The following is a 22,262-nucleotide window of genomic DNA, read 5'->3' on the forward strand; positions in this document are numbered from 1 at the left end:
AAGCCTCTCGAGCGCTAATCAGAGTAACTGTTACTTCTGGTTACAGTTACTCTGGGTTACACATACTTGGGATCGACGTCATCCTCACGACCGATACTCGATGCTGTGCTGCCTGCGCACGTGAATCTGTGCGACAGTATTCGCAAACACTTTCGAGAAAGGCCGGTAGTCGATGCCACCCCGTGGGCGCGCCGTGAACGATTCGCTGACTCCCGAGAACCTGACGACGCTGGCAGCAGCGCTCGCCGAGGGGCGTCGCGCCACCGTGTATCTCCGCGAGCCGAATCCGAGCCTCGGCCTGCCCGACGGCACGTCGGCCAAGGTGGTGTCCATCGACGGCAACACCGTCACCATCAGCCCGAAGGGCGTCAACGACGAACTGCCCTACGAGGCCGAGGAGCTGCGCATCACCCGCAACCCGGCGAGCCCACCCGCGCCTGCCAAGCGCATCCCCGCAAAGAAGACGGTATCGGCCGCGCCGCTATCGAAGCCGGCCGCTGCCCCGAAATCGAGCCCTTCTTCTACACCGACCACGGCTTCTGCACCGACCACGGCGTCGACATCGAGCGCTGCTCCGAAGTCGGTACCGGCGACCGACGTGGCCGCCAAGCCCGCCGGTGCGGGGTCTGCGTCGACCGGCTCGGCCCCACGTCGTCCGAAGAAGGCGCCGGGCGGAGTGAGCGTGACCATTCATGCCGGTGCCGACAACGATTGGTCGGTCACCGTCACGCAGGGCGCGAAGAGGCCGACCAAGGCGCAGCCGGTGAGTCCGGAAGCGGTCGGTCGGGCCGTTCGTGAACTGGGCGATGTCACTGCACGCGATGCCGTCGAGGCTGTCATCTCCCATGCACGTGAAGAGGCGGCACGCCGCGTGGCCGAACTGAGTCGTCAACTCGACGAAGCTCGGACGACTCTTGCGGCCCTCGAGCAGGACGTATGAGCGACTAGCTCGTGTTACGACACGTTCTGTTGCTAGGGTTCTGCCGACACCGCTGAGAGGGAGTACATGTTCAAGAAATTCATGCTCGTCGTCGTGGGGGCGGCTGCAATCGTAGCCAGCGTCGGCGTGGGGACCGCATCCGCGGCCGCTCCTGCAGCTCTCGGCGGTGGGTCCGGAATCATCGTCGGAGGCCAGGCGGAGTGCACGCTGACGACGATCGGCAACGACCGCAACGGAAATCTCGTGGGCTTCACCGCCGGTCACTGTGGCCAAGCGGGTGCCTCCATCGTCCCGGAGTACGACACCTCCCTCGGTGAGGTGGGCCGCATCGCATTCTCCAACCCGGAGTACGACTACGCCCTCATCGAATTTCAGCGTGACAAGGTTGCCCCGATCAGCCGCGTGGGCAACGTGACCATCTCTCAGGTCGGCCCGCCGACGGCGTTCCCGAACATTGTGTGCAAGGAAGGCCGCACGACCGGCAACACCTGCGGCCTCGCGTACGGAGACGTTCTGCAGTCGCAGGAGACCTGGGCGCAGCTGTGCGTCGTCGAGGGTGACTCGGGTAGCCCGGTCGTCGTCGGCAACACCCTCGTCGGCATGGTCAACGCCTACCTGGGCGTCGCGTGCTTCGGCCCCGAGGTCGGCACCAACTTCGACGCGATCCTTCGCAACGTCGATCAGGGCAACGGACTCGGCGCAGGATTCGTCCCCGCTCCCTGACCCGCACTCGTAGACCGATGTCCCGTCGGCGCAATCACATTGCGCAGGCGGGGCATTCGTCGTTTCAGGGGTGGGCTTCGGCTGGCGCGTCCGCGGCACGGACACCGCTCACGATGCGTTCGGCTTCGTCCGGTGCGATTCCGAGCAGGACCAGACTCGACGTGGTGGCCGCACCTGTGGGGTCGGTGAGCAGCCCGGCATTGGTGGCCTCGAGGATCGACAGCGCGATGGCTTCGATGTTGAGGATCAGCACCTCGGCCGGCAGATAGGTGGAGAACACACCCTCGCGCTGTCCACGTCGTATGACAGCCGCAGCCGACTCCCGCATCGGTCCCAGTAGGTCGTGAAGACCGTTGTGTCCCAGGTCGGTACGCGCAACCGCAAGTAGGAGCCGGTACTGATCTCCGACGCGTGCCAGTGCCAGCGTCTGTCGCACGAACACGGTGACGGCGGATTCGTCGACGGCCGGATCACGTTCGAGCGCGGCCGCGATGCGTTCTGCGGCTTCGAGTGCGATGCCGTCGATCAGGGCTTCGCGAGAGGCGAAGTGCGAGTACACCGTTCGTCGGACCACCCCGGCCGCGGACGCGACGTCGTTGATGGTCGCGTCCGGATTGTTCGCCAGTACCCCCTGCGCGACATCGAGAATTCGCGCTCTGTTCGAGCGGGCGTCACTTCGCTGCACGGGCGATCGGTCTGTCCGTGCGCTCGGTCTCGACTCCGTCGTCTTCGGCACACGTCCACTTCTAGCACGATCGCGCCGACGCAGTGTGGTTGCCGCCACAAAAGATTGCCGATCCTAGCGCGAATTTCTTAAGCTGCACAGCACTGTGCAAGGTGTGTCGCACTTTGCCAACGGGGGGAACACATGACACTGCTTGCGATGACACCTGTCCAAGAAATGCACAAACCCTATGCCCGACGATGGTCGGCCTTGGTGGTGTTGTGCCTGAGCCTGCTGATCGTGGTCATGGCGAACACGTCCCTGCTCGTCGCAGCGCCGTCGATGACGATGGATCTGGGCTTGACCAGCAGTGATCTTCAATGGGTGATCGACGGATACACCGTCCCGTACGCGTCGTTGATGCTGTTGTGCGGAGTGATCGGCGACCGGTACAGCCGACGCGGCGCGCTGATCATCGGACTGATCATCTTCGTGGCGGGGTCGGTGGCGGGGGCGCTGACCGATGCCACGCTCGGCGTGATCCTGGCTCGAATCGTCATGGGTGTCGCGGCTGCGATCGTCATGCCAGCGACGTTGTCTCTGCTGGTGGCCACGTTCCCCAAGCGTGAGCGGGCCACAGCCGTCACCGTGTGGGCGGCCACGTCCGGCCTCGCCATCGCCGCCGGGCCGTTGCTGGCCGGGTGGCTTCTCGAGAGCTTCACGTGGAGTTCCACATTTCTGATCAACGTCCCGATTGCGCTGGCCGCCATAGCCGGAGCCGTCGTACTCGTCCCGCCGTCGCGAGCCGTCGATGCCGGTGCGATCGATTGGATCGGCGGGTTGCTGTCGGTTCTGGCCGTCTCGACCATCGTCTACTCCATCATCGAGGGCATGCACTTCGGCTGGACCGTCGGGCCGCTGTACTTCGGCCTCGTCGGACTGCTGTCGGTGCTGGGTTTCGTGGGCTGGGAACTACGACACCCCAATCCATTGCTGGACGTGCGGATGTTCTCCTCGCGTGTCCTCGGGGGTGCCACCCTTGCGGTACTGGTGTTCTTCCTGGTGACGTTCGGGGCGATCTACCTCGTGGCGCAGTACCTGCAGTTCGCTCTGGGATACGGCCCGGTGTCCACCGGCGTGCATCTGCTGCCGCTGGCCGGTGCAGTGTTCGTCGGCTCGGGAATCACGATGTGGCTGACCCCCAAGATGGGGCCGCGTGTCACCGTCACCGCGGGCATGATCGTGGGCACGCTGTCGGTCGTCTCCCTCGTCGGAATCGATTCGACGGCAACGTATGTCGATTTCCTGCCCGTACTGACACTGCTCGGACTCGCCATCGGACTGTCCGTCTCGCCCTGTACCGACGCCATCATGGGTGAGTTCCCGGACGACAAGCTCGGTGTCGGCGGCGGACTGAACGACACTGCACTCGAACTGGGCGGGTCTCTCGGCATCGCTGTATTGGGTTCGGTTCTGGCGGCGTCGTATCGACAGGGAATCGAGGGGTTTCTGCAGACCTTCCCCGGTAAGCAACCCAACGGCCAGTACACCGGTCAGGCCGCAGAAGGGCTTGCGGCATCGCAGGATTCGCTGGCCGGTGCGGTAATCGTCTCGGACATCATTCGCGAGCAGAATGCATTTCTGAGCGGCTTCGCAGACAATCTCGAAGCGAATGCCATCTCTGCCTTCGGCAGCGCCGTCGTGCACACCAGTGTCGTTGCGGCCGTGGTGTTCGGAACCGGAACCGTGATCGTGGCGTTCCTCATCCCGGCCAAGAACAAGGCGCTCGCGTCGTCATCGGACATGATCGCGTTCGAGCCGATCGTGCCCTTCGTTGCGCCGCCGGCCACTCGCGCAGCGGCCGTCCGTGAGGTCGCCGAGCTCGAGCAGCTACTCGAACGGCCGTCGGCAGCCAAGCCCGAACCGAGTACGCCGCGTGTACCGCGAACAGCGAAGCCGCACAACGCTGCCGCGCCGGCACTGGTCGACGCCGAACTCGAACGCCCCAGCATCTATCAATTGGCGCTCGAACTCGGCGAACTGCCCGTCGTACCCACACCGCCGGACGTGGAGCCGGCCGAACCGTTGCAGACGTTCTACCAACGAGCCAGCCGACAACACGCGACGTGCACCGAGATGACAGAACGCTCGAGCCCTATCTGGGCCATGCCGCTGTAGACCTCCCCAGCGCGTGAATGGACCACTGCACTGCCGCCGGGTTGGGATCAATGCGCCTTTGTTGCAGTCCAACTGACTGAAACCCACATTGATCCCAACCGGGGGGGCTAGGGCTAGGTCGGCGTCGGGCGGGCGGGCGGCTAGATCAGCACCGCACCGTTCGATGCCGAACCGACCAGCTTCGAGTATTTGGCCAGCACTCCGCGGGTGTAGCGCGGAGGAAGCGGTGCCCAACCCTCCTGGCGTGCTTGCATTTCGGCTGCGTCGACGAGAACGTCGAGGGTGCCCTTGCCGACGTCGAGTCGGATCTGGTCGCCGTCGCGGACGAAGGCGATGGGTCCGCCGTCGACTGCCTCGGGTGCCACGTGTCCGACGCAGAGGCCGGTGGTTCCGCCGGAGAATCGGCCGTCGGTGAGCAGCAGGACGTCCTTGCCCAGGCCCGCGCCCTTGATGGCTCCGGTGATCGCGAGCATTTCGCGCATTCCGGGTCCGCCCTTGGGTCCCTCGTAGCGGATGACGACGACGTCGCCTGCCGCGATGGTGCCGTCTTCGAGAGCATCCATGGCCGCGCGTTCACGCTCGAAAACTCGTGCGGTACCGACGAATACGTCGGAATCGAAACCGGCGGACTTGACGACGGCTCCGCCCGGGGCAAGTGATCCTTCGAGAATGGTGATGCCGCCGGTCGGGTGGATCGGCTTGTCCAGTGCGCGCAGCACTTTGCCGTCGGGGTCCGGGGGAGCGATGTGTGCGAGGTTCTCCGCCACGGTCTTTCCGGTGACGGTCATGCAGTCGCCGTGCATGAGGCCGGCGTCGAGCAGAGCCTTCATGACCACGGGGACACCGCCGATGGCGTCGACGTCGGTCATGACGTGCTTGCCGAAGGGCTTGACGTCGGCGAGGTGTGGAACTTTCGCTCCGACGCGGGTGAAGTCGGCGAGGGTCAGTTCGACCTGGGCTTCGTGCGCGATGGCCAGCAGGTGCAGCACGGCGTTGGTGGATCCACCGAAAGCCATGACGACGGCGATCGCGTTCTCGAAGGCTTCCTTGGTGAGGATGTCGCTGGTGCGGATGCCGCGTCGCAGCAATTCGACGACGGCCTCGCCGCTGGCGTGTGCGAAGCCGTCCCGGCGACGGTCCGGTGCCGGCGGAGAAGCGCTGCCGGGCAACGACATTCCCATGGCCTCGGCGGCGCTGGCCATGGTGTTCGCGGTGTACATGCCGCCGCAGGCACCTTCGCCGGGGCAGATGGCGCGTTCGATGGTGTCGACGTCGGCGCGCGACATCAGTCCACGGGAGCAGGCACCGACGGCCTCGAAGGCGTCGATGATCGTCACCTGGTGCTCGCTGCCGTCGGACAGGGTGGCGAATCCGGGCAGCGTGGATCCGGCGTAGAGGAAGACGCTGGCGAGGTCGAGACGCGCGGCAGCCATCAACATTCCGGGCAGCGACTTGTCGCAGCCGGCGAGCAGCACGGAGCCGTCGAGACGTTCGGCGCTGATGACGGTTTCGACGCTGTCGGCGATGACCTCACGCGAGACCAACGAGAAGTGCATGCCCTCGTGGCCCATCGAGATGCCGTCGGACACCGAGATGGTGCCGAATTCCAACGGATACCCGCCGGCCGCGTGGACGCCCTTCTTGACTTCCTTCGCCAGTCGTTCGAGCGAGAGGTTGCAGGGAGTGATCTCGTTCCACGACGACGCGACGCCGATCTGGGACTTGACCCAGTCGTCGTCGCCCATCCCGACGGCGCGGAGCATGCCGCGGGCGGCAGTCTTCTCCAGCCCGTCGGTGACGTCCCGGCTACGTGGCTTGACGTCGACTTCGGGTGGATTGTGCGGGGTCGTCATGACACTCCTGAACGGTCGGCGATGGTGGCTCCTCGGTCGCGTCCTCAGGTTCCGCCCCGAGTCGCATTCACCGTCAACACTAAACCTGTGGCGCTGCGCTCTTTCGGCATGCACCGGAATGCCCTCCATCGAGTGACGAACGGCCCTGTCGAGCAGCGCGACCTCGGGGCGACAGTGGGGACGGATCCACCGCATCGCGGTGGGATGTCGAGGAGAGACGATGAACGATCAGCCGGATACGGCCGTGGTGGAAATGCTGGTGGAGCTCGCGTGCCGCGCGCCGTCGGTGCACAACAGCCAGCCGTGGAGGTGGACCTACTCCGAACACGGACTCGATCTGTACACCGACACCTCCCGCGTGCTGGGGGTGATCGACCCGACCGAACGGCAGATGGTGATGAGCTGCGGGGCTGCGTTGGACCATCTCGAGAAGGCTGCCGCGGCGTTTCGGTGGAAGACCGAGATCGACCTGTTGCCCACCCCGGGCACGCCGGATCATCTTGCGCGTATCCGCCTCGTGCACGACGCGCATCCTCGGTCGCGTGAGTTCGACATGTTGAGTGCGATCAATCGTCGGCACTCGGATCGGCGAGCGTTCGGCCCGGTGCCGACCGATCGTGTTCTGACGCGGTATCTCGGTCGTCAGCACTACGGCACCGAGATGACCGTCTTGTCGGCAGAGTCGAAACAGACGTTGGCGAGGGCCTCGACGCTGAGCGCGGGCATCCGGAAGTTCGACGCGACGTACCAGGCCGAGATCAGATGGTGGGCCGGGCACTCGTTTCGTTCCGGCGGTATTCCGCCCGAGGCGCTGACGAACCGCGCGGATGCGTCGAGGGTCCAGGTGGGACGAGCATTCCCCGAACCGCACCGCGTCGGCACGGTGGTTCCGCGCGAGCCGGTCGAAGACGAGTCCACGGTGGTGCTGCTCGGCACACCGTCGGACGAGCGACTGGATTGGCTGAACTGTGGCCGTGCCATGTCGACGTTTCTGCTGGCAGCGACCGCGGACGGCTTGGCGACGTGCCCGTTGACTCATATGACGGAACAGGCCGGCAGCAGGCGACTCGTCCAGTCGTTGGCACCGCACATCGGCATGGCACAGGTGCTGATTCGAGTCGGTACACCGATGGTCGGCGCCCCGGCGCCTCGAACGCCACGACATGCGGTGGCCTCGGTGCTGTCTGCTCCCGCACGCGCAACGAACAGGAGACGATCGTGATTCTCGCAGCACATCAGAAAATCGTGGTGGGGGTGGATGGTTCGGCCGGCAGTATCGGCGCTGCGCTCTGGGCGGCGGCTCTGGCAGAAAGGGTGGACTCTCCCCTGCTCATCGCCGCTGCAGTACAGCAGCCTGTGATCTACATGGGCGAGCCCGCATATGTTGTGCCGAGGGAAGTGTGGGACGAGCAGCGCCGAGCTTCCGAACACATGGTGACCGACGTCGCTGCCGCAGTGCTGGCCCGTCATCCCGACCTTGCCGTCTCCATCTCGGTGGAGGAGGCGACGGCGTGCACGATGATGGTCGAACTCTCCTCCACCGCGCGGATGCTCGTCGTCGGCAATTCGGGTTCCGGTCCGATCGTGTCCGCATTGTTCGGCAGTACGGCGCAGGAGACCTCGAATGCGGCCCTGTGCCCGGTGATCGTGTGGCGGGAGGGCGACGCCGGCTTCGACGCGCCGGTCCTCGTCGGTATCGACGGCAGTGCAACGAGTGAGGCGGCCGTCGCGCAGGCCTTCGATCTGGCCTCGTTGTTCGGTGTACCGATGATCGCCGCGCTCGCCTGGAACTCGTGGTCTCACGGCGCGGCACTCTCCCCGACGGGGCCGCATGACAGCATCGAGATCGAGCGTGAGCAGCAGATGCTGCTCTCCGAATGTCTGGCCGGGTGGGCCGAGAAATATCCGGATGTCAGTGTCGAACATGTGGTGCGACAGGGTAACCCGGCGCATCTCCTTGTCGATCTGTCCAAGCGAGCCGGCCTCGTGGTGGTCGGCAGTCACGGGCGAGGAGTGGTTGCCCGAGCACTGTTCGGATCGACCAGTAGCAACCTCACCCGCCACGCCCACTGCCCGGTGATGATCTGCAGAGACCGATGACCAACCGCACCGTACCGAATCGTGTGCGCGGGAGTGATGATCGACGACGAGTTCTGGACTCCAACAACGCTCATCGGCTTGCGCGACGGGCGACCGTCGCACGGCTGATCGGCCACGACCACTTCGGGCCCACCATCGACCCGGTCTCCATCGTGTGGAGCGGTAGTCGGGTGTATTTCTACGCCGAGGGGCGGTCGCGGTTGGGGTGGAGCGCGCTGGATTCCTCGGTCGTCCTGGAAGTGGACGCCGAGGACGACGCTCACCTGACCGTATCGACTGTCGTGATTCACGGAATCGCCCGTGCGGTCGTGGATGCTCGACTCGAAGTCCTCGAACAGCTACTGCCCCGGCCGCATTCGGACGGCCCACCGATGCACCGACTCGTCGAAGTGACCCCGACGTCGGTGTCGGGGGTCGAGCTGATGCGTGGACCGACTGCGGGCGAGACGAATTCACGAGGGTGAAGGCCGGGCCTCATGGCGGCAGGATCGGGACTTTCGACCCTGCCGTCGGCATCGAAGATTCGGCAATGTCGGTTCTACCGATTCGTCGACTTCGAGGAGTTCGAGATGAAGCAGCAAGTACACGACGGACACGACGGGCAGGCCGTGTTGGCCGAGGCCGAAAATGTCCTCGCCGAAGTGCTACTGGTGTGTGCCGTCGCCGCGGTAGGCCTTTTCCTGACGTTGCTCGCGTCCGGTGTGACCGGCTGGGCTGCGGTCTGCGGAGGTGCGGCAGCAGCGATGTTCGTGATGGCCGCAGTGAGCCTTCGTGCAGGGCAGCACGCCGCGCAAAGGTCGCATGCGCCTTCGGGTTCCGATTCTGTCGCGGGGTCGATGTGACGCCGACTTCCGGCGGACGTGAGCCCGCGAGAGCAGGAACGACGAGGATGACCGACAGTGAAAGGCCGTAGGTGTCGGGCTCGATGCGGGTCGATTCCGACTCCGTAGTCGTCGAAATTCCGACGCAATCGGTACCGATGGTGTTTCCGGTGACCACTGCATCGATCGACGGTGTCGTCCATTCGGTGGTGATCGCCGAGTACGGGCCGCTCAGCGGGGTCTCGCCCGACGGACACATCCTCAGAACAGCTGTGCTCGAACGGTGGCCGGACGCACGAGTGTTCAAGCGGCGCATCACGGGTGCGCGAGGTGCAGACCCGCGCGGCTACGAGAGTTTCTACGTCGAACTGGAGCCGAGCGGTTGCCGAACCGACATCGATCTCGACGAGGTGTCCGCGCTCTTCGGACGCTGACCGGACGCGAACACGGACTGCCAATTCGACTGCACTGCACATCATCACGTCATGGCGACTGTGCCGTGGCCGTCGACATCGAGACAGGAAGATCACATGAGTAATTCCACCGCCCGCACACTTCCCATCATCGTGGGTATCGACGGATCGGCCGAGGCCGAGGCTGCAGCCCGATGGGCCGGCACCTACGCGGACAAGGTCCACGCGACCGTACGTCTCGTTCATGCAGTCCCGGTAGGGGATTGGTACGGGTCGGCAGCATTCGTCGACGGTGGCGCGCTGGAGAGGGATCTTCGTGCCATGGGCCGCAAACACCTCGTCCGAGCAGAGGGCGAGGTACACGCCGCCGCACCCGGGGTATCCGTGGACACCGTCAGTGTGGACGGCACCATCGCGTCGTACGTGGCCGACGTGGGAGCAGACATGGTCGTGCTGGGATCCAGGAAGTCGAGCGCGATCCGCGACCTGACCCTCGGTAGCAACACGCTGCGCGTCATGACGCACGCGCAGTGTCCGGTGTTGTTGCTCCGCAACGAAAACGACAAGGCGGACGTGGGCCGCCCGATCGTGGTCGGGATCGACGGCAGCGAACAGTCCGATCGAGCGCTGGGTGCCGCGCTCGAGATGGCCGACAACCTGGGCGCACCCGTGATCGCAGTCAACTACTGGGGGTTCGCGGCTCAGGCCGGCATCGGGATGAGTGCCGGCTACATCGACTGGCAGGCGGTGCAGGAAGACGAGAAGCGTTGGCTGGAAACGCATGTGGAGAAGATGCACGAGAAGTATCCGGCTGTGCAGCTCACGACCGTCAGTGCCCAATCGAGCCCGACACGAGGTTTGCGAGCGCTGTCTGCGTCGGCATCGATGCTCGTGGTCGGGTGCCGAGGTAGAGGTGCCCTCCGCGGTGCGATCCTGGGGTCGGTCAGTCAGAACCTCGTGCACCATGCCGAATGCTCGGTGTTGATCGTGCGGTGAGCAGTCAGTCGACGCTGCGTCTGTCGACCGGTGGGGCACCCAGATCGCAGTGCGGTGGGCAGTCGGAGGTGTCGCCAGTGCTCTTGATCAGCGCCGCCGCGATGACGGCACCGAGTATTAAGAGCCCGGCGCACATCAGCATCGCCGAGTGGAATCCGGCCGAGAACACCTGTGGCGCAGAGTAATCGGACCCGGCAATGCCTGCCAATGCGGGCAGCGCAGCAACGGCGAGCAGTTGACTGGTTCTGGCGACAGCATTGTTGACGCCCGATGCGATTCCGGCGCGGTCGTCCGGTGCCGCGCTCAGGACGGCTCCGGTCAACGGGGCCACCAGAGCGGACAGGCCGAGGCCGAACACGACGACGGCGGGGAGAACATCGGCGACATAGGTGGATCCGGGCCCGATGCGCAGCATCAGCAGCAGCCCCGCCGCCGACAGCAGCGGCCCGACCGTCATCGGAATGCGCGGGCCGATGCGCCCCGCGAGCCGGCCCGCGCGGGCCGACAGTACGAGCATCAGCACGGTGATCGGAATGGTGGCCAATCCGGCTGCGACAGGGGAGAACCCGACTGCGAACTGCAGCTGCAACACCAGGAGGAAGAACACCCCGCCGAGGGCGGCGTACACGGCGAAGGTCACGAGATTGGCTGCCAGGAACACGCGCGAGGCGAACAGTGACGGCGGTACCAGCGGATCGTGGGTGCGGCGCTCGATCACCACGAACATTCCGACCGCGACGATCCCCAACGCGAGCGCAAGAACGTGGGACTCGATCAGGCCGTACGTCAGCAGCCCGAGGGCAGCGGCGACCGTCACCGCGCCGGGGACGTCGAGGCGACCGGCAGCGTGCGGATCACGGCTCTCCGGAACATGTTTCATCGCCACCCACACGACCACCACGGCCAGCGGAACATTGATCAAGAACACCGCGCGCCAGCCGACGGCGTCGACGAGCCAGCCGCCGAGCAGTGGACCGATCGCCGACGCCACTCCGCCCAACCCCGACCACAGCCCGATCGCGGCTCCGCGATCGTCGGATCTGATGGACGCCGAGATCAGCGCGAGCGAACCCGGGGTCAGCAATGCCGCGCCGATGCCTTGGAGCAGGCGCGCCGCGATCAACACCTCGATGCTGGGGGCAAGACCGCACAGAACCGAGGCCGCCGTGAACCAGACGGTGCCCCAGACGAACACCCGCCTGCGGCCGAGCCGGTCACCGAGCGAGCCGCCGAGCAGGATCAGCGACGCCAGCGCCAACGTGTAACCGCTGAGCGTCCACTGCAGCCCGGTGACACCCGATCCCAGATCCCGACCGATCGCCGGCAGCGCGATGTTGACCACGGTTGCGTCGAGCATCGCCAGAGACGACCCGAGCACGGTGGCCGCGACGATCCATCGGCCCCGCGCACTGGACAGGGAAATGGTTACATCGTGCCGCTCTGCAGGCTGCTCGGTCACAACTTCTCGACGCAGACGACGAAGTTGCGGGAGTCCTTCTCGAATCCGTACAACGCGGGGTCGGGGCAGTCGTCGACCGACGTGGTGCCCTGCAGGATGGTCACGACCCGGCGGGTGTCGGCACCCGGGGTGGCGCAGTCGACGCGTTGCGCGAACTCGCCCACCAGGTCCATGCAGCCACCGACGATCCAGTCGATGTCGAGGCACAGGGCCCCTTGCTCGATGTCGAAGTACGTCTCGTAGTAGTACTGATCGGCGTCGGGCGGGCATTCGGCCGAGGTCGGAGTCTTAGCGAACACGACGTAGTTGGACTGTGGGGATCCGCAGGTCGCATTGGCCACGGTGGCGTTCTCGACCGTCCCACCGAGTTCGACGCATTGGCCGATCTCGACGTCGATGTCGACGCTGCCGCCCTCGTCGATGTCGGGGGTCGGGGAACCGGTGGTGGTGCGTGGCGGCGTCGTGGTGGTGGGAATGCTGGCACCGGAGATGGCGACGGCGGTCCCGGATACCTCCGAGGCGCATCCGCTCAGTAGCACCGCCGCGCAGGCGGACAGAGCGACGACGAAAGCGCGGACCGAACGAGTGGGTGACGCCATGGTGAGTCCTGCTCTCGACGAAAGAAGCCTGCTGGGTGCATCGACCGTATGTGTGTAGAAAATATCGGACTCGGTTGTCGGCCGCATGAGGCAGGATGAAGTGCGTGGATCTTCCTCTCGCCGTTCCGGTTGCGCCGATGCTCGCCAAAGCCGCGAAAGTGGTGCCTCCTCAGCCCGAGGACGGGCCGCCGGTGTGGTCGTACGAGCCCAAATGGGACGGTTTTCGCGCCATCGTGTTTCGCGACGGCGACGAGGTGGTGCTGGGATCGCGCGGCGGCAAGGACCTCGCTCGCTACTTTCCCGAGCTCGTCGAGGCCGTCAAGGCCGAACTACCCGAGAAGATCGTGATCGACGGAGAGATCGTGGTGCCGCGCGAGAAGAACGGTTCCACGCGCCTGGACTGGGAGTCGTTGTCCGAGCGCATCCATCCCGCGGCGAGCCGAGTGACGATGCTGGCGGAGAAGACACCGGCGCAGTTCATCGGCTTCGATCTGTTGGCCGTCGGCGACGAGGATCTGACGGGTGAGCCGTTCTCGACGCGGCGGGCGCGATTGCTCGACGCGGTGGGCACGGGCGGGCCGAGTTGCTTCGTCACCTCGGCCACCGACGACGCGGCCGTGGCCGAGGACTGGTTCGAGCGGTTCGAGGGAGCGGGCCTCGACGGCGTCGTAGCGAAGAAGCTCGACGGGCCGTACCTGCCCAACAAGCGCGAGATGATCAAGATCAAGCATGCCCGTACCGCCGACTGCGTGTTGATCGGCTATCGAATTCACAAGTCCGGCAACGGCATCGGATCACTGCTGCTCGGCCTGTACGACGGCGAGGATCTGCGCATGATCGGCGGAGCGTCGGCGTTCACCGACAAGCGGCGGCTGGAGTTGCTCGAAGAACTCGAACCGCTCCGGCTCGGTGACGACGTCACCTACGACGGCGAGGCGACCCGTTGGAATTCGTCCAACGATCGCAATTGGATTCCGGTGCGCATCGAGCGGGTCATCGAAGTGGCCTACGACCAGATGGAAGGCGCGCGGCTGCGGCACGTGGCCAGGTTCCTGCGCTGGCGCCCGGATCGCGACCCCCGCTCGTGCGCCTACGACCAGCTCGAAGTGCCGGTGCGCTACGACGTCGCCGATGTGATTGCTGGAGGGCGATAGACATGGCCGCGAAAACACCACCGGCGTTCGTGCAGGCGGGGGAGCGCGAAGTGCGAGTGTCGAGTCCCGACCGCGTGATCTACGAAACGACCGAACGCACCCCGGAGATCACCAAACTCCAGGTGTGCGAGTACTTCGCCGCGGTGGGCGAACCGCTGATGCGGGCGATCGGCGACCGCCCGACCGCGATGGAGCGGTGGCCCGACGGCTACCGCGAGGGCATGCGATTGGCGCTCGGCCCGCAGGACAAGGAGGGCGACGGTTTCTATCAGAAGCGGTTGCCCAAGGGTGCGCCCGAGTGGATCGAGACCGTGAAGATCGCGTTCCCGAGCAAGCGCACTGCCGAGGAACTGTGTCCCTCCGAAACTGCGTCTCTGGTGTGGGCAGCCCAGATGGGCACGCTGACCTTCCATCCGTGGCCGGTGCGACGACCGGACGTCGACCATCCCGACGAGCTGCGGCTCGATCTCGATCCGCAGCCGGGGACGACGTTCGCGGACGCCCTTCGCGTCGCCGATGTGACGCGAGAGTTGCTGGAGGAGTTGGGCTTACGCGGCTATCCGAAGACCAGTGGCAATCGGGGCATTCACATCTACGTGCGCATCGAGCCCGAGTACACGTTCGAGCAGGTGCGCCATGCGGCCATCGGCCTGGGCCGAGAACTCGAACGTCGCGACGACGGGGTGACCACCAACTGGTGGAAAGAAGAACGCGGAGAACGCATCTTCATCGATTACAACCAGAACAACCGTGACCGCACCATAGCCAGCGCGTGGAGTCTGCGAGCCCGGCCCGGAGCGACGGTGAGTACGCCGATGACGTGGTCGCAGTTGGCAGACGTCACCGATCCGCGTGACTTCAACCTCGTCACCGTGCCGGACCTGGTGCAGGACGGCGACCCGTGGGCCGACATGGACACGAAGGCCTATTCGCTGGAACCGCTTCTGCACCTGTGGGAAACACTGCCGGGTGGTGAGCTGAATTTCCCGCCCGACTACCCCAAGATGCCGGGCGAACCGCCCCGAGTGCAGCCGTCGAAGAAAGTCGCCGAGCACTGGGATGCGGAAGGAAATCGCACCGACAGCTAGATCCGCTCGGCCCACCCTCACATGGATTCGAGTTCCCGGATCAACGTCGCCGCATCATATGGTCCGACGTGGCGGGTGAGGTTCTTGTCGCCGCGACCCAGGTAGAACGTCGGAGTGCCGCCCACATCGGAGGACGTGGCGTCGAGTTCGTCGTCCTCGACGCGCACCACGTAGTCGCCGGTGCGGATGTCGTCCTCGAATCTGTCCATGTCGAGGCCGAGTTCGCGTGCGTACCCGTCGATGTCGTCGGGTTCGAGGGCGTCGCTGTTGCGGAACAACACGTCGGCCATCTCCCAGAACTTGCCCTGCGCCGCGGCAGCCTCGCTGGCATACGCGGCGTAGCGGGCATGGGGGTGGTAGTCGTCCAGCGGCAGGTGTCGGTAGACGTACCGGAGGTCGTCGCCGAAATGCTTGCGTACCTCGGCGACGCTGCCGGTTGCTTTGCTGCAGAACGGGCATTCGAAATCGGCGTATTCGACGATCGTCAGCGGAGCGTCGACGGGCCCGCGGATGTGATCGCGCTTGGCGCTGACCGGACGCAGAATACGCAGCGACGCTTCGGCTTTCGGCGGGTGGATCCTCGCGTCGATGCGGAACAGAATCCAGCCGAGCAGGGCAGCGATGACCGAGGCCGCCAGCACGCCGACGCGGGCCTCGTCGGCCAGCAGCGGATCGTCGAGCGCGAGATCGATGATGAACAGCGAGATCGTGAATCCGATTCCGGACATCACCGCACCGCCCGCGATGTGCGACATGGTCAGCCCCGGAGCCAGAGCCGAGGGTCGCAACTTCGCGAAAATGGCCGAGGCCCCGGTGATTCCGATGAGCTTGCCGAGCACCAGGCCGGCGATGATGCCCCAGGTGAGCGTCGACGTGGAGGCAGCCTTCAGGGTGTCCGAGCTGAGCACCACCCCGGCATTGGCGAGCGCGAAGATCGGCACGATGATGAACGCGGTGTACGGCTGATACAGGCGCATCAGTCTCTCGTTGACCGAGACGGCTTGATCCAGGCCGAGTCTCGCGGCGCGGGCGTATTCGGGATTCGGCGATTGACGGAAGGCGCGGGTGAGGTCCGAGGCTCGTTCCACCTCGGAGCGACGCGGCGGGTACACCGGAAGAATCAGTGCGATCATCACGCCGGCGAGCGTGGGGTGAACTCCCGACTCGTACATCGCGACCCACGTGAACAGTGCGACGACGAAGTACCCGACACCGCGCCACACTTCGAGCCGACGCAACAGGAAGATCAGTCCGAGCCCGATGAACGCCAACACCAACGGAACCACGTCGAGATCGTCGGTGTAGAAGAACGCGATGATCGCCAGCGCGCCCACGTCGTCGGCCACGGCCAGCGTCAACAAGAAGATCCGCAGCCGCGCGGCCTTCTTCGGGCCGAGTACCGCCAGGGCACCGAGCAGGAACGCGGTGTCGGTGGAGATGACCACGCCCCAGGCCTGGGCGGCCGGGCCGGAGGGGTTGAAGGCGAGGAACAGCAGCGCGGGTGCGGCCAGACCGGCGATTGCAGCCACGATGGGAATCGCTGCGCGCGATCTGTCGGTGAGCTCACCCATCGCGAACTCGCGTTTGACCTCGAGGCCGACGACGAAGAAGAACAGCGCCATCAGCCCGTCGTTCACCCAGTGGGCGAGGTCGAGGGAGATGCCGTGTTCACCCACGGTGATGGACAGCTCGGTGTGCCAGAACGACTGATAGGTGTCACCGAGTGGGGAGTTCGCCCAGATCAGGGCGATCAACGTGGCCACCAGCAGGAAGCCCGCGGCCAAGGTTTCACTGTTCTTCTCGCCGCGAGCCCGCGAGATCCGTTCGACGAATCGTGCCATCGGCCGGTCCGTCGGCGTGATCTGATCTGCCATCTGCAGCCCGGGTCCTTCCTCGGAGGTGTTGTGAAGCAGTCTGTACCAACACGGCGGTCGACGCTTTACTTCCACGCAGGTCAGTACCCTGGATGGTTCTCTTGCCGGGAAGCGTTGTCGAAGAGATGTGCACGACATATTCGGCGAACGGCATTAGTCCGCCGAGAATCGGGAATACGAGCCCGACTCACCCCTGCCACTAAGGAACATCCATGCGTGATTTCATCTGCCGCAAGTGCGGACAGAAGCTGTCGTTCGAGAACTCACTGTGTCTGAGCTGCTCGAGCGCACTCGGCTTCCATCTGCCGAGCAGAGCCCTCCTGGTGCTCCCGGACAAGGAAGACGGCATCTCCGAGGCCGAGGTGGACGGTGCCGTCTGGAAGACGTGTGCCAATCTCAACACCGCGCGCTGCAACTGGCTGGTCGACGCATCCGATTCCGACGACCTGTGCCTGTCCTGCCGGCTGACGCGGACTCGCCCGGCCGACGACGACTTGGACGCGATGGCCGCCTACGCGGACGCGGAGACCAACAAGCGTCGCGTCATCCTCGAGCTCACCGAGCTGGGCCTGCCGATCGTCGGCCGGGACGAGGACGCGTCCACGGGTCTGATGTTCGATCTGCTCTCCAGCGCCAACCAGCAGGTGATGACAGGGCACAACAACGGTCTGATCACCCTCGACCTCGCCGAGGGCGACGACGTGCACCGCGAGCAGCTCCGCGTGGAGATGTCGGAGCCCTACCGCACGCTGGTCGGGCACTTCCGTCACGAGATCGGCCATTACTACCAGATGGTGCTGGTCGGAGACGGTGAACACCGCGCGGCGTTCGAGGAACTGTTCGGCGATCCGGATTCGAGCTACCAGGACGCGCTCGATCGCCACTACAGCGAGGGCGCACCGGAGGGCTGGGAGGACACCTACGTCTCGTCCTACGCCACCATGCACCCCGCCGAGGACTGGGCCGAGACCTTCGCCCACTACCTGCACATCCGCGACACCCTCGACACGGCCGCGGCCTTCGGGATGGCACCGGCCGGATCGACACTCGAAAGCCCGCTGCCCGGCGAGGTCGGCTTCGATCAGATCATCGACTGGTGGCTGCCGTTGTCGTGGGCACTCAACCAGATCAACCGATCGATGGGTCACCAGGACCTGTACCCGTTCGTGCTGCCGGCGACCGTCGTGAAGAAGATCGGCTTCGTGCACTCTCTGGTGGCACCCAGCGCTCTGTGAGCCTCGCTCACGGTCGTTGAGCTCAGCGCCCAGGGGCGTATCCTATGTTGTCGGCATCCGCCGATACCGGGTACGCCCCCTGCGCATTAGTGGGCAGAGTGCAGTCGCGGGCAGAGTGCAGCAGTAGGACGAGGTGACCACCATCAGCGAGCAGACACTGAACGCGTCGGGTGCCCTCCCGCGGGTTACCGACTTCCAGCTGAGTCGCCGGCTGGCCGAGGTGGCCGAGAAGCTGCGGCGTCAGCATTCCGATCCCGATCGCGTCCTGGCCATGATCACCGAGGCCGCGGTCGCTCAGGTCCCCAATGCCGAGTACGCATCCATCACGACGGTCATGCAGGGCAAGTTCGTGCACAGCGCAGCCCTTTCAGGAGAAGTTGCCGGGCACTGCGACAAGATTCAGGAGCAGCTGGGCGAGGGGCCCTGCCTCGAGTCGGCGATCGAACAGACGACCATCCGTATCGACGACATGGACAGCGAGACCCGCTGGCCACAGTTCACCGATGCAGCGTCTGCGCTCGGGGTCAAGAGCATGATCTGCTTTCAGCTCTACGTCGAAGGGTTCAACTTCGGCGCACTCAACCTGCATTCGACGCGAACCGGCGCATTCTCGGCCGAGGCCGAATCCATCGGTTCGTTGTTCGCTGCGCACGCGGCCATCGCGTTCTCCAGCGCCAGGGAAGAACAGCAGATCAGGGCCGCGCTGACCAGCCGGGATCTGATCGGGCAGGCCAAGGGCATGCTGATGGAACGCTACAACCTCAATTCGCAGGCGGCATTCGCGTTGCTGGCCAAGCTCTCTCAGGACACCAACGTCAAGCTGGCCGATCTCGCCGTGCAGTTGGTCGACGACGCGGCGAAGTCCACCCAATAGCGACCGGGGCCTCGGGCCTCATCGCACGTCGAGTCCGTCGGTGCTGGCGACCGATACGGCGGGAACATCGGTGGCGATGAACACCTCGATCCGCACGTCCTCGTCCAGATAGCGGCTCAGTGCAGCCAGTCCGGTTGTGGCAGCGATGATCTCGTGAACCCGGTCGCCCGAGATGGGATAGTCGTCCACGTCGTGACGCCAATGCGCGGCCACCAGTGTGCCTCCGGCCTCCAGCCGCCCGACGATGCGGCTCATGGCGGCCGCCAGGTCGTCGTCGTCGAGGTAATAGCCCACCTCGCTGACGACGATCAGATCGAACTTCTCGTGGGGATTCGGCAACGCCGATACGTCGTCGGAGAGGGACCACAGTGCGAAATCGACTGCAGCACTCTCGCCTACGCGCGCGCGAGCCGTATCCAGTGCGCTCTGCACCACGTCTGTCGACACCAGATGCTCGCAGCGGGCAGCGAGCTGTTCGGTGAGCACACCGATGGAGCAACCGGGTTCGAGGCCGCGTCGATAGTGCGGCTTGGGCAGCGATGCCAGGGTGAGGGCATACTTGCGACGCTCGTACCACTTGCTGTCGAGCATGAACGGATCCTCGCGCGCGGCATACACATCGCGGAAGTATTCCGGACTCAAGCTCATGCGGACAGCCTACTCATGCGAAGACGACTTCGAACGGACGTCGGAACCGCGTCAGGATGTGCGGTGGCAACACTGCGCGATCCGCCGGGTGATCGGACAGCGGTCGAATCTGAGATTCGAAACGCTCGATCGACGCACGCTTGGCCTCGACGGCGTGCGCGGGCAGGTCGATGCGGCGACTGCGTGACCACGGCACCGCCCGGTGTTCGGGAGTTGCCCAGTGCCACATCCAGATCGGATATTCCACCACCGGTATCCCCGCGACGGCGGCCGCGGTGAGGCAGGCACGCGCCGTGGCTTCGTGATCGGGGTGGCCGTCCCCGCGCCACGGCGTCAGGCACCAGGTACCCGGAGTGGCGTCGAGCAGCGGTACCAGCGCGCGGGCCAGAGCGTCCTCGTGCTTTTCGACCTCGCCGTCGGTGAACTGCAGCCGTGTCGGCGGCTGAACGATGCCCAGTTCGGCGAGGGCACGCTCGGACTCGACGGGGCGCAGGGCGCGGAGGTCCTCGGCCGTCACCGTCGGAGATCCCGGATGCGAACCGTCGCCGTCGGTGACCGCGACGACCCGCACGTCGACGCCCGCAGCTGCGGCCATCGACAGCAACCCGCCGACGCCCAGTACTTCGTCGTCGGGATGGGGTGCCACGACGACCATGGTGACGACGTCGCTCCAGTGCAGACCGGGAATGGACCAATCTGCGGACAGCCAGTCCGATTCGGCGGTACCGAGGTCGACATCGGCGTCGAATGCGTTCTCTACCAAGGGTTGTCTTCCTGTGCGATGTCGTGTCCGAGGGCTTCGAGGTCGCGTTCGGCGTGGCTCTGTCGCAGATAGACGGTGAGGTCGGCAACGCGTCGAGCATGCTCTGCGTCTGCGCACAGCGGGCCGGCACCGAGCGCTCGCCCAACGCGGTCGATGCACTGCGTGGCGGCATCCTCGACGACGGCGCGCACGATGCGAGCACGGATCCGAGCGCGGCCGGAGCGGTCGAACGGATCTGCGTCGACCTCGGCCGCCGCGGTGGTCAGGGCACTCGACGCGGCTCCGAGAGCCGATGCGATGGCACCGAGGTGAGCGGCGCGATGTGGGTCGGGACGCGAGCGCACGGCCGCATGCAGGGTGTCGGCCACCGCGCAGGCGCTACCGAACCAGACGGCCGACACCCCGATCGCCCCATGCCAGAAGCCCGGCCTGGTCAGGTAGTCCGTCGGTCCACCGACCACGACCGCGGGGACGCGATCGAATTCGACCGAGCCCGAGTCGCTCTCGCGCATTCCGACGGCATGCCACGTGTTCGGCACCGGGGCAGCACCCGGATGCGTCAGATCCACTGCGAACAATCGCGGCTCGCCGTCGACGCGAGCGGTCACGAGTGCGTGGGTGCAGACGGACGCCCCCGAACACCACGGCTTGGTCCCGGACAGGAGCCACCCCGATTCGCCGCGTACCGCTTCGAGAATCGGAGCCGGGGGTTCCGCAGCCCACACGCCCCAGATCTGGCCACGCTCGGGCGTCGGGCCGTCGAGCTCGTGCAGAATCGCGAGCGCATCGGTGTGTGCCTCGGCCCAGCGGCCCAGGACGGTGTCGTGCCGACCCAACGCAGCCAGCGACTGCCACCGGTGGTCTGTGTTTCCCGAGCCGGGGAGAGCCAGATCCAACCGCCCGTCCGCCTCGAACGCGAGAAACTGCGCGCGTAACGCCGACTCGAGATCGGTGGTGCGATCGGGGGTGTCGACGAATCCGGTGTCGGTCATGCAGAAGGCTCCAGAGAACGAAGGAAGCCGGCCATACCGTCGGGTGCTCTGCCGCGCAGGCGGCCCGAAGTATCGACCGGAATGTCACACACCCTGCGGCACACGGTGCCGCCGAGCTCCAGACGACGGACCAGGTCGTGATCCTCGCCGGTGGCGAGCGGCGCGAACCCGCCGACCGCCCAGTAGTCCGTCGCCCGAACACCCAGATTGGCACCGTGCACGTGGGGATGGCCCGCCTCGTTCACGTACTGAGCGTCGTAGGAGGAGCGCAGTGCTTCGTCGTCGACGATGCGGTCCTCGAACCGCACCGACACCGTCCCGACGACAGCCCTGGCACCCTCGGCGGCGTGCCGCAGATGCCCCACCAGCCACTGCTCGCCCACCGTCGAGTCGGCGTCGGTGGTGGCGTACCACGTGTCGGCGCGGCCCAGACCGCCGTTCAGGTCCGCTGCGAATCCGGCCGCCCGCGCGGCTCCCACGTTGCGATGGGCAACCGTCACGACCGAGACGGACGGGTGACGCGCCGCGACACGCGCCGAACCGTCGGTGCACGCGTCGAGAACGACCGTCGTGGATACCGTCACCGGGGCGACGTCGGCGACGCGACGTGCGGCGTTCGTCAGAGCATCCAAGCAGGCGTCGAGCAGATCCTGTTCGTCGTGTGCGGGCACGACGACGACGATGCGACGGACTGGAGTGCTGGTATCGACAGTCACGAGCCACCCTTTCGGACACCGGACCTCGAGCCCGTTGTGGAAACCGCCGGTGGCTGGACGGAGTACGTTGCATGCGACATACCCGTTCGCAGACGATCGACACCTACGGCTCGAAGAAGGGGCTCGGGTGGCGGGAAGCTACTCGTCGTCGTGGATTCCGTCGTCGTTTTCG

22 protein-coding genes are annotated in these 22,262 nt (G+C 65.6%); 13 read left to right on the forward strand and 9 right to left on the reverse strand.

Annotation, left to right across the window (positions count from 1 at the left end; all coding sequences use genetic code 11):
• The first annotated feature begins 172 nt into the window (after positions 1 to 172).
• Both CH278_RS09760 and CH278_RS09765 read left to right on the forward strand, forming a co-directional pair.
• On the forward strand, positions 173 to 940 hold the full coding sequence (locus CH278_RS09760; protein ID WP_094621795.1) for a translation initiation factor: 768 nt from the start codon (positions 173 to 175) through the stop codon (positions 938 to 940).
• Positions 941 to 1,006: 66 nt separating this feature from the next.
• On the forward strand, positions 1,007 to 1,663 hold the full coding sequence (locus CH278_RS09765) for a hypothetical protein (RefSeq protein WP_027495249.1): 657 nt from the start codon (positions 1,007 to 1,009) through the stop codon (positions 1,661 to 1,663).
• 64 nt (positions 1,664 to 1,727) lie between these two features.
• On the opposite strand, the gene CH278_RS09770 is transcribed toward CH278_RS09765, so the two are convergent.
• Positions 1,728 to 2,348, reverse strand: a complete 621-nt coding sequence (locus CH278_RS09770) for a TetR/AcrR family transcriptional regulator (RefSeq protein ID WP_179274357.1) — start codon at positions 2,346 to 2,348, stop codon at positions 1,728 to 1,730.
• Positions 2,349 to 2,531: 183 nt separating this feature from the next.
• On the opposite strand from CH278_RS09770, the gene CH278_RS09775 reads away from it, so the two are divergent.
• Complete coding sequence (locus CH278_RS09775) at positions 2,532 to 4,505, forward strand: MFS transporter (RefSeq protein ID WP_094621797.1); 1,974 nt, start codon at positions 2,532 to 2,534, stop codon at positions 4,503 to 4,505.
• A gap of 140 nt (positions 4,506 to 4,645) precedes the next feature.
• Here the strand turns inward: CH278_RS09775 and ilvD are convergent, their stop codons facing one another.
• Complete coding sequence (gene ilvD, locus CH278_RS09780) at positions 4,646 to 6,358, reverse strand: dihydroxy-acid dehydratase (RefSeq protein ID WP_027495252.1); 1,713 nt, start codon at positions 6,356 to 6,358, stop codon at positions 4,646 to 4,648.
• A gap of 220 nt (positions 6,359 to 6,578) precedes the next feature.
• Between ilvD and CH278_RS09785 the strand changes: the two genes are divergently transcribed.
• From CH278_RS09785 to CH278_RS09810, 6 genes are all read left to right on the forward strand, one after another.
• Complete coding sequence (locus CH278_RS09785) at positions 6,579 to 7,580, forward strand: Acg family FMN-binding oxidoreductase (RefSeq protein WP_057474465.1); 1,002 nt, start codon at positions 6,579 to 6,581, stop codon at positions 7,578 to 7,580.
• Complete coding sequence (locus tag CH278_RS09790) at positions 7,577 to 8,458, forward strand: universal stress protein (protein WP_179274358.1); 882 nt, start codon at positions 7,577 to 7,579, stop codon at positions 8,456 to 8,458. The genes CH278_RS09785 and CH278_RS09790 overlap by 4 nt, the downstream gene beginning before the upstream one ends.
• Positions 8,455 to 8,922, forward strand: coding sequence for a pyridoxamine 5'-phosphate oxidase family protein (locus CH278_RS09795; RefSeq protein ID WP_094621799.1), 468 nt, complete (start codon positions 8,455 to 8,457; stop codon positions 8,920 to 8,922). The genes CH278_RS09790 and CH278_RS09795 overlap by 4 nt, the downstream gene beginning before the upstream one ends.
• Positions 8,923 to 8,934: 12 nt before the next feature.
• Positions 8,935 to 9,300, forward strand: a complete 366-nt coding sequence (locus CH278_RS09800) for a hypothetical protein (RefSeq protein WP_094621800.1) — start codon at positions 8,935 to 8,937, stop codon at positions 9,298 to 9,300.
• Positions 9,301 to 9,449: 149 nt separating this feature from the next.
• Positions 9,450 to 9,713, forward strand: coding sequence for a hypothetical protein (locus CH278_RS09805; RefSeq protein ID WP_143536233.1), 264 nt, complete (start codon positions 9,450 to 9,452; stop codon positions 9,711 to 9,713).
• Positions 9,714 to 9,809: 96 nt separating this feature from the next.
• Entirely contained in the window at positions 9,810 to 10,688 is an 879-nt protein-coding gene (locus CH278_RS09810) for a universal stress protein (protein ID WP_179274359.1), read from the forward strand.
• Between the two features lie 4 nt (positions 10,689 to 10,692).
• On the opposite strand, the gene CH278_RS09815 is transcribed toward CH278_RS09810, so the two are convergent.
• Both CH278_RS09815 and lppU read right to left on the reverse strand, forming a co-directional pair.
• The gene (locus CH278_RS09815; protein WP_231578237.1) at positions 10,693 to 12,045 is read right to left on the reverse strand and encodes an MFS transporter; all 1,353 of its coding nucleotides are present in this window, start codon (positions 12,043 to 12,045) and stop codon (positions 10,693 to 10,695) included.
• Positions 12,046 to 12,143: 98 nt separating this feature from the next.
• Positions 12,144 to 12,746, reverse strand: coding sequence for an LppU family putative lipoprotein (gene lppU, locus CH278_RS09820; protein WP_032367160.1), 603 nt, complete (start codon positions 12,744 to 12,746; stop codon positions 12,144 to 12,146).
• A gap of 104 nt (positions 12,747 to 12,850) precedes the next feature.
• Here lppU and CH278_RS09825 point away from each other — a divergent pair, with 104 nt between their 5' ends.
• Both CH278_RS09825 and CH278_RS09830 read left to right on the forward strand, forming a co-directional pair.
• The gene (locus CH278_RS09825; protein WP_027495260.1) at positions 12,851 to 13,900 is read left to right on the forward strand and encodes an ATP-dependent DNA ligase; all 1,050 of its coding nucleotides are present in this window, start codon (positions 12,851 to 12,853) and stop codon (positions 13,898 to 13,900) included.
• 2 nt (positions 13,901 to 13,902) lie between these two features.
• On the forward strand, positions 13,903 to 14,988 hold the full coding sequence (locus tag CH278_RS09830) for a DNA polymerase domain-containing protein (RefSeq protein ID WP_094621804.1): 1,086 nt from the start codon (positions 13,903 to 13,905) through the stop codon (positions 14,986 to 14,988).
• A gap of 17 nt (positions 14,989 to 15,005) precedes the next feature.
• On the opposite strand, the gene nhaA is transcribed toward CH278_RS09830, so the two are convergent.
• Positions 15,006 to 16,862: a Na+/H+ antiporter NhaA gene (nhaA, locus tag CH278_RS09835; RefSeq protein WP_032406351.1), complete on the reverse strand. Its 1,857-nt coding sequence runs from the start codon at positions 16,860 to 16,862 to the stop codon at positions 15,006 to 15,008.
• Positions 16,863 to 17,074: 212 nt separating this feature from the next.
• Here nhaA and CH278_RS09840 point away from each other — a divergent pair, with 212 nt between their 5' ends.
• Together CH278_RS09840 and CH278_RS09845 are read left to right on the forward strand one after the other, a co-directional pair.
• Entirely contained in the window at positions 17,075 to 18,097 is a 1,023-nt protein-coding gene (locus tag CH278_RS09840; protein ID WP_032375660.1) for a zinc-binding metallopeptidase family protein, read from the forward strand.
• A gap of 133 nt (positions 18,098 to 18,230) precedes the next feature.
• Entirely contained in the window at positions 18,231 to 18,971 is a 741-nt protein-coding gene (locus CH278_RS09845; protein ID WP_081371428.1) for a GAF and ANTAR domain-containing protein, read from the forward strand.
• Between the two features lie 18 nt (positions 18,972 to 18,989).
• Here the strand turns inward: CH278_RS09845 and CH278_RS09850 are convergent, their stop codons facing one another.
• Genes CH278_RS09850 through CH278_RS09865 form a run of 4 tightly spaced genes read right to left on the reverse strand, consistent with a single transcriptional unit; the run spans position 18,990 to position 22,090 of the window.
• Positions 18,990 to 19,619 carry a class I SAM-dependent DNA methyltransferase gene (locus CH278_RS09850; RefSeq protein WP_094621805.1) on the reverse strand — a complete coding sequence of 210 codons (630 nt, stop codon included), beginning with the start codon at positions 19,617 to 19,619 and terminating at the stop codon, positions 18,990 to 18,992.
• Between the two features lie 13 nt (positions 19,620 to 19,632).
• A complete protein-coding gene (locus CH278_RS09855) occupies positions 19,633 to 20,382 on the reverse strand; it encodes a PIG-L deacetylase family protein (protein WP_032367155.1) in 750 nt (249 codons plus the stop codon).
• Positions 20,376 to 21,374, reverse strand: a complete 999-nt coding sequence (locus CH278_RS09860; protein ID WP_143536234.1) for an acyl-CoA dehydrogenase family protein — start codon at positions 21,372 to 21,374, stop codon at positions 20,376 to 20,378. The genes CH278_RS09855 and CH278_RS09860 overlap by 7 nt, the downstream gene beginning before the upstream one ends.
• Positions 21,371 to 22,090, reverse strand: a complete 720-nt coding sequence (locus CH278_RS09865) for a glycosyltransferase (RefSeq protein ID WP_057474632.1) — start codon at positions 22,088 to 22,090, stop codon at positions 21,371 to 21,373. Before CH278_RS09865 ends, CH278_RS09860 begins: the two co-directional genes overlap by 4 nt.
• Positions 22,091 to 22,262: the final 172 nt, after the last annotated feature.

This window comes from Rhodococcus sp. 05-2254-5 (genome assembly GCF_002258575.1).
GTDB classification, from domain to species: Bacteria; Actinomycetota; Actinomycetes; order Mycobacteriales; family Mycobacteriaceae; genus Rhodococcoides; species Rhodococcoides fascians.